Raw genomic sequence first — 12,067 nt, 5'->3', positions numbered from 1 at the left:
CGATTATCGCACCATATTTCGATTATCGCCCTTGCCTGGCTTCGTTAAGTGGGTCACATTTTGTGCGAACAACGCAAAAAGGTGCGAAATACGCACAACAAGGAGCGACCAGATGATTGATAAGAGTGTGCCTTCGCTGGAGGAGGCCATTGCCGGGATCCCGGATGGCGCCACCATCATGATTGGTGGATTTGGTACGGCGGGGCAGCCCACCCGGCTGATTGACGCTCTGATAGACCAGGGGGCCCGGGAACTCACTATCATCAACAACAATGCGGGTAACGGCGAAGTGGGGCTCGCGGCGCTGCTGAAAGCGAAACGGGTGCGTAAAATGATCTGCTCTTTTCCGCGCCAGGTGGACTCGCAGATTTTTGACGGACTGTACCGTAACGGAGAGGTGACGCTGGAGCTGGTGCCGCAGGGGAATCTGGCGGCGCGGATCCAGGCAGCCGGTGCCGGAATTGGCGCAATTTATACCCCAACGGGCTATGGCACCCCGCTGGCGGAGGGTAAAGAAACCCGCTGCATTGATGGTAAAAACTATGTGCTTGAATATCCGATAAAAGCCGATTTCGCGCTGATTAAAGCGCACCGGGCTGACCGCTGGGGAAACCTGGTGTACCGCAAAGCGGCGCGGAATTTTGGACCGATCATGGCGACGGCCGCGCACACCACTATCGTCGAAGTGAATCAACTGGTTCCGCTGGGCGAACTCGATCCTGAACATATCATTACGCCGGGCATTTTTGTCCAGCGTATATTTTCGCTGGAAAACCTGGCAGAAACAGCGCTGCGTGCCTGAGGAGGAAAAATGAAAAGATTATCACGGGATGAAATGGCGAAACGCGTGGCGCAGGATATTCCTGAAGGGGCTTACGTCAATCTTGGTATTGGCCTGCCTACGCGGATCGCCAACTACCTGCCCGCAGACAAAGAAATCTTCCTGCACAGCGAAAACGGTCTGCTCGGCATGGGACCGAAGCCCGCGGAGGGTGAGGAGGATCCCGAACTGATCAATGCCGGAAAAGAGTATGTCACCCTGATGCAGGGCGGCTGTTATTTCCATCATGGCGATTCGTTCGCCATGATGCGCGGCGGTCACCTTGATATCTGCGTACTGGGGGCATATCAGGTTTCTGCGTCAGGGGACCTCGCGAACTGGAGCACCGGCGCGCCCGATGCGATCCCGGCGGTAGGGGGGGCGATGGATCTGGCGATCGGCGCGCGTCAGGTGTTCGTGATGATGGATCACTTAACCCGCGAGGGAGAATGTAAGCTGGTAGAGCACTGTTCCTATCCGTTAACCGGAATGAGATGTGTCAGTCGTATTTACACCGATCTGGCGGTGATCGACATTACCGAAAAAGGGCCCGTGGCGCGGGAAATTTTCAACGGACTCTCTTTTGAAGAGCTGCAGCGTATCACGCCGGTGACGCTGGGGTTTGAACAGCTGGCGCAAAGCGCATAAGGAACTAAGATGAATCAGGCATTTATCTGTGATGCGGTGCGCACGCCGTTTGGTCGCTTCGGCGGGACGCTGGCGAGCGTACGGGCGGACGATCTGGCGGCCATTCCGTTGAAAGCTCTGCTGGCGCGCCATCCGAATCTCGATCCGGCGGCGATTGATGATGTGATCTACGGCTGTGCGAATCAGGCAGGGGAAGATAACCGTAACGTGGCACGAATGGCGTTGCTGCTGGCGGGGTTGCCGGAAAGCGTGCCGGGCAGCACGGTGAACCGGCTTTGCGGCTCCAGTCTTGATGCGATAGGCATTGCCGCGCGGGCGATCAAGAGCGGAGAGACGCAGTTGATGATTGCTGGCGGCGTCGAGAGCATGTCGCGCGCGCCGTTTGTTATGGGGAAGGCGGAAAGCGCTTTTAGCCGCAGCATGAAAATGGAAGATACCACCATTGGCTGGCGTTTTATCAATGCGCAAATGCAGGCGCGATATGGTGTGGATTCGATGCCAGAAACGGCAGAAAACGTCGCACAACAGTTTGCCATTTCGCGGGCCGATCAGGATGCGTTTGCCCTGCGCAGCCAGCAACGTACAGCGGCGGCTCAGGAGCAGGGGCTTTTTGACCGGGAGCTGGTTTCTGTGACAGTGTCACAACGAAAGGGCGAGCCGCGGATATTCAGCGCCGACGAACACCCACGCGCCACCTCGGCTGATGCGCTGGCAAAACTGAAGGGCGTCGTGCGGCCTGATGGCTCGGTGACGGCAGGCAATGCCTCCGGGGTTAATGATGGCGCTTGCGCGCTGCTTATCGCCAGCGAGCAGGCAATGGCGCAGCAGGGATTGCAGCCACTGGCGCGCATTGTTGGCGTAGCGACGGCAGGCGTCGCGCCGCGTATTATGGGCTTTGGTCCCGCGCCCGCGGTACGTAAGGTGCTGGCGCTGACCGGATTAACGCTTGCACAAATGGACGTCATTGAGCTTAACGAAGCGTTTGCCGCTCAGGCGCTGGCGGTCATGCGCGATCTGGGTTTGCCTGATGAGGCCCCGCAGGTGAATCCGAATGGCGGCGCGATTGCGCTGGGGCATCCGCTGGGAGCATCCGGGGGAAGGCTGGCGATGGCCGCAGCGTATCAGCTACAGCGAACCGGTGGGCGTTATGGTCTCTGCACGATGTGTATCGGCGTTGGACAAGGCATCGCGCTGATAATCGAAAGGGTTTAAGGAGCAGAAATGCATTTGTTAACCCCGTTAATGCGCGGAACGGCGCTGACGGCAGAATTCTCAGAGCAGCAAGTGATCCAGGGGATGCTCGACTTTGAAGCCGCGCTGGCAAGGGCGCAGGCGGCTTGCGGTGTGATCCCTGTCGCCGCCGCCGGGCCGATCGTCCGGGCCTGTCGCGCAGAACGTATTGATGCGGACACGCTGGCAGAGTCGGCGCGCGCGGCGGGAAATCTGGCAATCCCCTTAGTCAAACAGTTAACCGCACAGGTAAAAGCCGATGATCCTGACGCGGCGCGCTACGTACATTGGGGCGCTACCAGTCAGGACGTTATTGACACCGGGATGGTGCTGCAACTGCGCGCGGCGCTGAACGCAACCCGTGCGCATCTCGCACGGTTAGTGGATACCGTTGCCAGCCAGGCATCGCGTTATCAGCAAACCGTCATGCCGGGACGGACCTGGATGCAGCAGGCGTTGCCGGTGACGTGGGGTCTGAAACTTGCCGGAACGCTCGACGCGTTATTACGCTGGCAGGAGCGCTTACAGCAATTGCTTCCGCGTGTGCTGGTGGTCCAGTTCGGCGGCGCGGCGGGCACGCTGGCGTCGCTCAGGCAGGACGCGCTGCCGGTGGCGTCGCGTCTGGCGCAGGAGCTGGCCCTTACGCTGCCGGATACGCCCTGGCATACGCAGCGCGATCGTATGCTGGAAGTGGCCGCGTGGTATGCCGGGATCGGCGGAACGCTGGGCAAATTCGCTCAGGATTTCGCACTGCTGATGCAGACCGAAGTGGCGGAAGTGAGCGAACCCGTCACCGCCGGGCGTGGCGGTTCCTCCACCATGCCGCATAAGCGTAACCCGGTCAGCTGCGCCGCCATTCTGACCGCGATGCAACGAACGCCGGGGCTAATGGCAACCCTCTACAGCAGTCAGCTTCAACAACATGAACGGGCGCTCGGCGGCTGGCAGGCCGAATGGGAAGTCTTGCCGGAAATCCTCATGCTGGTCGGTCACGCGATGCAAGAAACGCAACACTTGGTTGAAGGGATGCAGGTCTGCCCGCAAAAGATGCTTGAGAACCTGGAGATCACGCATGGCCTGATGATGGCGGAGTCGGTGACCCTGGCGCTCGCAGCGTTTGTCGGTAAACAAGAAGCGCATCATTTGATGGAAGATCTTTGCCATCGTGCAATCGAAAAGCGGTGTTCTCTGCTGTCGGTGTTGGTCGATGAACCACGCGTGACCGCGCATGTTGATAAATCTCGTTTAACAGCGCTGCTTGACCCGACGCAGGCCACTGGCAGCGCAAAACACTTTGTCCAGCGCGTACTTTCGCGCTATGAGGAGCGGCGGCATGGAACTGAACTTTCAGATTGAAGGGCCGGATAAAGCCCCGGTGGTAGTGTTATCGAATTCACTGGGTACGACACTGACCATGTGGGAACCACAGATGGCGGCGTTAACCGCGCATTACAGGGTGCTGCGTTACGACACGCATGGACACGGCGAAACGCGTAAACGGGGAGAAACGGACCTCGCGCGGCTCGGGCAGGATGTGATTGCGCTTCTGGACCATCTGGATATCCCGACAGCACATTTTTGCGGTATTTCAATGGGCGGGCTGACCGGTTTATGGCTCGCATGCCATCAGCCGCAACGAATGCGCAGTGTGACCGTGATAAACAGCGCGGCGCGGATAGGTAATGAAGCCGGCTGGCGCGACCGGGCGCAGCAGGTCCGCGCCAGCGGTCTCTCCGCGATTGCCGACAGCGCGCCTGAGCGCTGGTTTAGTCTGCCGTTTCGTCTGGCATCAGCAGAGACCGTGGCCGACCTGTGTCAGCAGCTCGTAGAATCGTCTGCGCAAGGCTATGCCGCCTGTTGTGATGCGCTGGCGACCGCCGATATGCGTGACGAGATAGCCGACATTCAGCGCCCGGTTTTGCTTATTGCCGGAGCTGACGATCCGGTGACCACCGTGGCCGATGCGCAGTATATGCACCAGCGCATTGCGGGTTCAACGATGGTCGTGGTGAAGGCGTCGCATTTATCCACGATTGAAGCGCCAGACGCGGTGAACGCGGCGCTGCTGTCATTCCTGGGAGGACAGAATGCAGGATGAAGACCGTTTTGAACAAGGCATGCAGGTGCGTCGCAGCGTACTGGGCGATGCGCATGTCGATCGCACCGTGAAAAACCTGACCTCGCTTAACGCCGATTTTCAGGATTTTATTACCCGCTATGCCTGGGGAGACATCTGGAGCCGTCCCGGGCTGGAACGCCATACGCGCAGCCTCATCACCATTGCGATGCTGATAGCGCTCAACCGGGAAGCGGAGTTGAAGATGCATTTGCATGCTGCTTTTAATAACGGGGCGACGCGAGAAGAACTGAAAGAACTGATCATGCATTCCGCGCTCTATTGTGGTTTACCTGCCGCCAACGCTACGCTGCATCTGGCGCAGCAGGTTTTCGATGAGCGTGATGCCGCCGGGCTGTAAGACACGCTGCCGGCGACCTGAAGCGTCGCCGGAAATGTCTCTGTCAGGCTGCGAGTACCCGATTGCGCCCTGCATTTTTGGCCCGGTATAAGGCAGCATCAACGCGTTTAAACAGGTCATCAAGGCTTTCATTTGGTTCATGTTGCGCCACGCCAATACTGACCGTAAATCGTGGCAGGCCCAACAGCGTGAGCTTTGCCACCGACGCGCGAATCGCTTCCGCCAGTAAAAGCGCATCATCCAGCGGCGTGCGTGGCAACAGCAGAATAAACTCCTCGCCGCCCCAACGGAAAACCCGATCGCCCTGGCGCGCGCTCTGCTGAAGGCAGTTCGCCAGCGCGCAGAGTACTTCATCACCCTTTAAATGCCCGTACATATCGTTAATGCTCTTAAACCTGTCAGTATCAATGAGCAGGAGACTGTAATCCTGCGCCAGGGAAAATGGGGTTATCTGTTCGGGGTCAGTCAGGAGATAAAGCTGGCGGCGATTAAGTAAACCGGTCAGCGCATCGTGTAATGCCGCATAGTGCAGCGCCTCTTCCAGCCGTTTTTGTTCGGTAATGTCGTGGACAATGCACAGCATCAAGCGATCGCCGTAGATTTCGATTGGCCCCGCATAGGTCTGGACATGACGGGGAGAGCCGTCCGCCATCTTGTGCACAAAATGTAATGGCTTATGGCCGCCGGGCAACCGGGCAATTTCATGCATGATGGGTAAGATTTGTCGTCCCAGCATATTAATTTCCCAGGTATGCTTTTGACACATCGCCTCAAGGCTGTAGCCGTAGAAATTGAGCGCCGCGAGATTGGCATCGACAATCAGTCCATCGCGCGAGGGATCAATCAGCAGAATAGGCGCCGTGTTGGTCAGAAAAAAACGGGCATAAAATCCCTGTTTCTTGCGCTGGTAGGCCACCGAACGGCTCGCTTTTAACCCCTGAACGGTCGAGATATCTATCCCTTCAAACAGAATCACCTCGCGATCGTCAGGCAGTTGTCTCAACGAAAGACGGCACGAGAGGGTGCCCGGCGTATTGTCCCGGCTTACGGTCAGGATTTCGATAATATCCCGGCGGCTGCGTAAATCGGTGATGTAATCTGCGAGCTGGCGGTGCGCATGAACCGAATACGCGCCCTGACGCAGTTGATTGAAGTCATTTTCCGGCATAAGCGCAGCGGCAGCGCGATTAGCAAACAACATTTCCCCCGTGAGCGGAAAGACGATCCAGACAGGCAGGGTCAATAAATCCAGAGCGTTAAAGTTGTGGGTCATTTTTATGGATCCTGTTTTTTAATCATGACATGTTGCGTAAGCGCAAAAAAACAGAACAAGAAGCAAGCGTGGCGAGACGGCGGCAATAAGCGAGCCAGATAAGTGCGCAAGTTTTAATCTAGCAGGGTTTCACCTTTACGCATGAGGAAACGGCGTGGCAACGCTTAAAAAAGCAGCGCTGAAATGGCCGCTGTCTGCAGGCAAAAACAGAAGAGGAATAAAAAATAGTAAAAACTAAACAGTTAAGCGCTGATGAAATTATCTGCGCAGAGATATTGCGTGGCTTAAGTATAAAACAACGGAAAGGAGTAAATAGCAGATTGTCCGTGTTTTATGCGTCCTTACTGCAAATTAAGGTGGTGGGGGAATGGCGTTAAGTGAAATTATCCATCGCATATCGTAAATGTTGGCGCAATGTGAAAAGCGGATGAAAATAGTGTTTCCTGATGCTATATAACTATTCACCCGCAATGTATTTTCTCCCGGAACTGAAATGTTAAAAAACATGAGTGTCAGAACGTTTATTATTGGCTTCCTGGTAGGCGTTTTCCTTTTATTCAATATTGTTCATATACTTTTCTCATCAAATATCCGCTTGGTTGTTTTAACGAATGTGATCTCGCTGACAGCGTTATTGTTTTTATGGTGGTATATGACAATATATCTTGTCACGCCGATCAACACGGTTAAGCGAAGTATTGCCGAAGTCACCGCCGGAAATCTGGGGGTGATAATCCCTGCGTTTGGTAATAACTGTGCGGGAAGACTCATTCCCGGAATTAACAGCCTGTCGGGTAATATCGCGACGCTGGTGCGTGAGATCCGCCATTCTTCTCACACCGCGCTGTCGCTGTCTGAACAGCTCGCCGCCCGCAGTGCGGAACTTTCGGTGAAAACCGAGCAGCAGTCGTCCTCACTGATTCAGACCGCGGCCAGTATGGAAGAAATGGCGGCGAGCACCCGTAATAATGCTGATAACACCCGTCTGGCCAATCATCAGGCCGATACGTCAAAACAGTGCGCGTATCACGGCAGCGAATTAATGGCGCAGGTTTCACATAATATGGAATCCATCGCGCACTGCGCGCAGCAGATGACGGAAATCATTACGCTGATTGACGATATTGCTTTTCAGACCAATATTCTGGCGTTAAATGCTGCCGTAGAAGCGGCACGCGCGGGTGAACACGGAAAAGGATTTTCCGTGGTGGCGACAGAGGTCCGGAATCTGGCGCACCGAAGCGCAGAAGCGGCGAAAAATATAAAAATGCTGATTGAAGAAACCCATAAAAATGTTCGGCAGGGAGCGGAGGTGGTCAGCGAAACAGAAAAAAATATGCAGATCATCGTCCAGGGCGCGGGGCAACTAAGCCAGCTCATGCGTGAAATTTCTGCCACTACCGTGGAGCAGGAAAAAGGCATCAACCAGATATCGCAGGCCATGAGCGAACTGGAAAGTGTTACCCAGAGCAATGCGCTGATGGTAGAGGAATTAACGGGTTCTTCTGCAGTATTGAAACGGCAGGTGGTCGAGTTGCAGTCTAAGACGCAGCAGTTTCGTTTATCTGCCACCACTACGTCGGCGCAACAGCACGTGCAGCCCAGGTTTTCATGATAAATATCAGCATTATGGGATAACGAGAAGTTGCTTAACCTACGCCGATAGCTAGACTAACCAGAAAAGCGCGACGTAGGGGAGGCGAAATGGAAGCCATAAAAGGGTCGGAAGTGAGTGTGCCGGATGCGGTGTTTGCCTGGTTGCTGGATGGCAAAGGCGGGGTGAAGCCGCTGGAGGATAACGATCTTATCGACAGCGCGCATCCCTGCTGGTTACATCTTAACTATACGCACCCCGACAGCGCGCAGTGGCTGGCCACAACACCGTTACTGCCAAACAATGTTCGGGACGCGCTGGCAGGGGAAAGCCTACGCCCACGCGTCAGCCGTCTGGGAGAAGGAACGCTCATAACCCTGCGCTGCATTAACGGCAGCACCGATGAACGTCCGGACCAACTGGTGGCGATGCGTCTGTATATGGATGAACGGCTGATTGTCTCCACCCGCCAGCGTAAAGTGCTGGCGCTGGATGACGTGGTGAGCGATCTGCAGGAAGGCACCGGTCCCGTTGACTGCGGCGGTTGGCTGGTGGACGTTTGTGATGCGTTAACCGACCATGCCAGCGAATTTATTGAACAGTTGCACGACAGGATCATCGACCTCGAAGACAATCTGCTCGATCAGCAAATACCGCCGCGGGGATTTCTTGCGCTGCTGCGTAAGCAACTGATTGTCATGCGACGCTACATGGCCCCCCAGCGTGACGTCTATGCGCGGCTCGCCAGCGAGCGTTTGCCGTGGATGAGCGATGACCAGCGGCGCCGGATGCAGGATATTGCTGACCGGCTGGGTCGCGGACTGGATGAGATCGACGCCTGTATCGCCCGTACCGGCGTAATGGCGGATGAGATCGCGCAGGTCATGCAAGAGTCACTGGCCCGTCGGACCTATACGATGTCGCTGATGGCAATGGTATTCTTGCCCAGCACCTTTCTGACCGGGCTATTTGGCGTCAATCTGGGGGGTATTCCTGGGGGAGAATGGCGTTTTGGTTTTTCGATCTTTTGCATTCTGTTAGTGGTTGTGATTGGTGGTGTTACTTTATGGTTGCATCGTAGTAAATGGTTGTAAAAACGGGGCTTTTAAGAGATTTCTTCTGCTAAAACGGCTTTAAAATTGAGCGAAGTCAATAAACATCGCGCCCGTTCGCGGCAATATCATTCTCGCAGGTGAATGCAACGTCAAGCGATGGGCGTTGCGCTCCATATTGTCTTACTTCCTTTTTTGAATTACTGCATAGCACAATTGATTCGTACGACGCCGACTTAAATAAGTCGGCTTTTTTTTGCCAGCAGGTTATCAACGACTACCCTAAAAGGGAGCCCACGATCTACCGGAGGCAAAAATGACTCGTCTGATGGTGTCCCTGAAACTGGAAATTCGTTTTTCCGATCCTGTACCGACCGATCCGGTTCCTGTTCCTGACCCGGTGCCGCGTCCGCAGCCCATGCCTGACCCACCGCCCGATGAAGAACCGATTAAATTGTCGCATCACAGGCGCAGATCTGCGAGGATACGCGCCTGCTGACTGTGAGTCGTTACCGCGAGATTAAATTGTGACCGCTTTTTCAACCCTGAACGTTCTGCCCGCCGCCCAGCTCGATAACCTCAACGAGTTGGGCTATTTGTCGATGACGCCTGTTCAGGCCGCCGCGCTACCGGCGATTCTGGCCGGGCAGGATGTCCGGGTTCAGGCCAAAACCGGCAGCGGTAAAACGGCGGCGTTTGGCCTTGGGCTTTTACAGCATATCGACGCCGCTCTGTTTAAAACCCAGTCGCTGGTGTTATGCCCGACGCGTGAACTGGCCGACCAGGTCGCGGGGGAATTGCGCCGTCTGGCACGCTTCCTGCCGAATACCAAGATATTGACCCTGTGCGGCGGCCAACCCTTTGGTACGCAGCGCGACTCTCTCCAGCACGCGCCGCACATCATTGTGGCGACGCCTGGACGGCTACTGGATCATCTGCAAAAAGGCACGGTTTCGCTGGATGCGCTTTCGACGCTGGTGATGGATGAAGCGGATCGGATGCTGGACATGGGGTTTAGCGACGCCATTGATGAGGTGATTCGCTTTGCCCCTGCGTCACGCCAGACGCTGCTGTTTTCGGCGACCTGGCCCGAGGCGATTGCCGCGATCAGCAGCCGCGTTCAGCGAAATCCGGTAACCATTGAGATCGATACGGTTGATGCGCTTCCGGCCATTGAACAGCAGTTCTTCGAAACGGCTCCCCAGGACAAAATTCCGCTGTTGCAAATAATACTCAGCCAGCATCAGCCAAAGTCTTGCGTGGTGTTCTGTAACACCAGGAAAGATTGTCAGGCGGTATGCGATGCGCTGAACGCAGCGGGGCAAAGCGCGCTGGCGCTGCATGGCGATCTGGAACAGCGGGATCGCGATCAGACGCTGGTGCGTTTTGCTAATGGCAGCGCACGCGTGCTGGTCGCCACGGACGTGGCAGCGCGCGGACTGGATATTAAGTCTCTGGAACTGGTCGTCAATTACGAGCTGGCGTGGGACCCTGAGGTCCATGTGCACCGTATTGGTCGAACGGCCCGCGCCGGGAATAGCGGTCTGGCGATCAGCTTTTGCGCGCCGGCAGAGGCGCAGCGAGCCAATATCCTTTCGGAAATGTTGCAGTTAACGCTGAACTGGCAGGATGCGCCAACGAACGTGACGCTAATGCCGCTCGAGGCGGATATGACCACGCTGTGCATTGACGGCGGGAAGAAAGCCAAAATGCGTCCTGGCGACGTGCTGGGCGCTTTAACTGGGGAGTTGGGACTGGACGGCGCGGACATTGGAAAAATTACCGTGCACCCGGCGCATGTCTACGTCGCGGTGCGTCAGGCGGTGGCGCATAAGGCGTGGAAACAGTTACAGAACGGGAAAATTAAAGGGAAGTCCTGTCGGGTTCGCCTGTTGAAGTAAGCCCTTTGGCGTTAACGCCGGATACGGCAAAGCCGTTATCCGGCAGGGTAAAAGCGTCAAACGACGCTTACTTCACCTCAACCACATTCAACCGTAGCTCAGCAAGCTGATGTTCATCTTCTTCTGGCTGCCAGCCTACAGGCTGTAGCGGGATATCTTCGCGATCGAACGCCAGATCGCCACCGTCTACCACCTCTGCGCCGTGTCTGATCCCTTTGAAGTCAAACAGGTTAATGTCGCTCAGGTGAGACGGCACCACGTTCTGCATGGCGCTGAACATGGTCTCAATGCGACCCGGGTAGCGTTTATCCCAGTCGCGCAGCATGTCGGCAATCACCTGGCGCTGTAAGTTCGGCTGTGAACCACACAGGTTACAAGGAATGATAGGGAACGCTTTCGCCTCGGCAAAACGTTCAATATCTTTTTCCCGGCAGTAGGCCAGCGGACGGATCACGATATGTTTACCGTCGTCGCTCATCAGCTTTGGCGGCATGCCTTTCATCTTTCCGCCGTAGAACATGTTAAGAAACAGGGTTTGCAGAATATCGTCGCGATGGTGTCCAAGCGCAATCTTGGTGGCGCCCAGCTCCGTAGCGGTACGGTAAAGAATACCGCGGCGCAAACGTGAGCACAGGGAGCAGGTGGTTTTGCCTTCCGGAATTTTCTCTTTTACGATCCCGTAGGTGTTTTCCTCAACAATCTTGTACTCCACGCCGAGTTGCTCGAGGTATTCAGGCAGAATATGCTCAGGAAAACCGGGCTGTTTTTGATCGAGGTTCACCGCCACCAGCGAAAACTGGATCGGTGCGCTTTGTTGTAAATTGCGCAAAATCTCCAGCATGGTATAGCTGTCTTTGCCGCCTGAAAGACAAACCATGATGCGATCGCCGTCTTCAATCATGTTGAAATCGGCAATGGCTTCGCCCACGTTTCGGCGCAGACGCTTCTGTAATTTATTGATGTTGTACTGCTCTTTTTTACTCATTTCTTGATTTTGCGACATGTAATAGAGGCTCAATTCATTGTGTGGCATCAGAGGGGGCGACATCACGCCGAAGGATCCGCGGACGCT

Annotated in this window: 12 protein-coding genes; 10 read left to right on the top strand and 2 right to left on the bottom strand. The window is 55.6% G+C overall.

All coding sequences use genetic code 11. From position 1 onward, the window contains the following. Window positions 1-112 precede the first annotated feature (112 nt). From OOJ60_RS05120 to pcaC, 6 genes are read left to right on the top strand one after another with little or no spacing between them, the layout of a single operon-like run. Window positions 113-802 (top strand): 3-oxoacid CoA-transferase subunit A, encoded by a 690-nt coding sequence (locus OOJ60_RS05120; protein ID WP_205612060.1) that lies wholly within the window; start codon window positions 113-115, stop codon window positions 800-802. Window positions 803-811: 9 nt separating this feature from the next. Further along, the gene (locus tag OOJ60_RS05115; RefSeq protein ID WP_060571257.1) at window positions 812-1,468 is read left to right on the top strand and encodes a 3-oxoacid CoA-transferase subunit B; all 657 of its coding nucleotides are present in this window, start codon (window positions 812-814) and stop codon (window positions 1,466-1,468) included. Between the two features lie 9 nt (window positions 1,469-1,477). Beyond that, complete coding sequence (pcaF, locus tag OOJ60_RS05110; protein WP_205612059.1) at window positions 1,478-2,680, top strand: 3-oxoadipyl-CoA thiolase; 1,203 nt, start codon at window positions 1,478-1,480, stop codon at window positions 2,678-2,680. A gap of 9 nt (window positions 2,681-2,689) precedes the next feature. Further along, the gene (locus OOJ60_RS05105; RefSeq protein WP_205612058.1) at window positions 2,690-4,054 is read left to right on the top strand and encodes a 3-carboxy-cis,cis-muconate cycloisomerase; all 1,365 of its coding nucleotides are present in this window, start codon (window positions 2,690-2,692) and stop codon (window positions 4,052-4,054) included. Continuing rightward, complete coding sequence (gene pcaD, locus OOJ60_RS05100) at window positions 4,032-4,796, top strand: 3-oxoadipate enol-lactonase (RefSeq protein ID WP_205612057.1); 765 nt, start codon at window positions 4,032-4,034, stop codon at window positions 4,794-4,796. The genes OOJ60_RS05105 and pcaD overlap by 23 nt, the downstream gene beginning before the upstream one ends. Next, window positions 4,786-5,175: a 4-carboxymuconolactone decarboxylase gene (gene pcaC / locus OOJ60_RS05095; RefSeq protein WP_200033319.1), complete on the top strand. Its 390-nt coding sequence runs from the start codon at window positions 4,786-4,788 to the stop codon at window positions 5,173-5,175. Before pcaD ends, pcaC begins: the two co-directional genes overlap by 11 nt. A 43-nt stretch (window positions 5,176-5,218) precedes the next feature. Here the strand turns inward: pcaC and OOJ60_RS05090 are convergent, their stop codons facing one another. Further along, the gene (locus OOJ60_RS05090; RefSeq protein ID WP_200033317.1) at window positions 5,219-6,448 is read right to left on the bottom strand and encodes a sensor domain-containing diguanylate cyclase; all 1,230 of its coding nucleotides are present in this window, start codon (window positions 6,446-6,448) and stop codon (window positions 5,219-5,221) included. A 493-nt stretch (window positions 6,449-6,941) separates the two neighbouring features. Here OOJ60_RS05090 and OOJ60_RS05085 point away from each other — a divergent pair, with 493 nt between their 5' ends. From OOJ60_RS05085 to dbpA, 4 genes are all read left to right on the top strand, one after another. Continuing rightward, window positions 6,942-8,063, top strand: coding sequence for a methyl-accepting chemotaxis protein (locus tag OOJ60_RS05085; RefSeq protein WP_205612056.1), 1,122 nt, complete (start codon window positions 6,942-6,944; stop codon window positions 8,061-8,063). 89 nt (window positions 8,064-8,152) lie between these two features. Then, window positions 8,153-9,136 carry a zinc transporter ZntB gene (zntB, locus tag OOJ60_RS05080; RefSeq protein WP_042283273.1) on the top strand — a complete coding sequence of 328 codons (984 nt, stop codon included), beginning with the start codon at window positions 8,153-8,155 and terminating at the stop codon, window positions 9,134-9,136. Between the two features lie 286 nt (window positions 9,137-9,422). Further along, window positions 9,423-9,593, top strand: a complete 171-nt coding sequence (gene ynaL, locus OOJ60_RS24730) for a proline-rich small protein YnaL (RefSeq protein WP_373322593.1) — start codon at window positions 9,423-9,425, stop codon at window positions 9,591-9,593. Between the two features lie 28 nt (window positions 9,594-9,621). Then, window positions 9,622-10,995 (top strand): ATP-dependent RNA helicase DbpA, encoded by a 1,374-nt coding sequence (dbpA, locus tag OOJ60_RS05075; protein ID WP_205612055.1) that lies wholly within the window; start codon window positions 9,622-9,624, stop codon window positions 10,993-10,995. 67 nt (window positions 10,996-11,062) lie between these two features. Here the strand turns inward: dbpA and ttcA are convergent, their stop codons facing one another. After that, window positions 11,063-11,998: a tRNA 2-thiocytidine(32) synthetase TtcA gene (ttcA, locus tag OOJ60_RS05070; protein WP_042283261.1), complete on the bottom strand. Its 936-nt coding sequence runs from the start codon at window positions 11,996-11,998 to the stop codon at window positions 11,063-11,065. Between the last annotated feature and the right edge of the window lie 69 nt (window positions 11,999-12,067).

The organism is Citrobacter sp. R4 (genome assembly GCF_026719175.1).
Taxonomy (GTDB): Bacteria; Pseudomonadota; Gammaproteobacteria; order Enterobacterales; family Enterobacteriaceae; genus Citrobacter_A; species Citrobacter_A sedlakii.
Note: the sequence above shows the minus strand (reverse complement) of the source record. Positions and strands in the feature narration are given on the sequence as shown.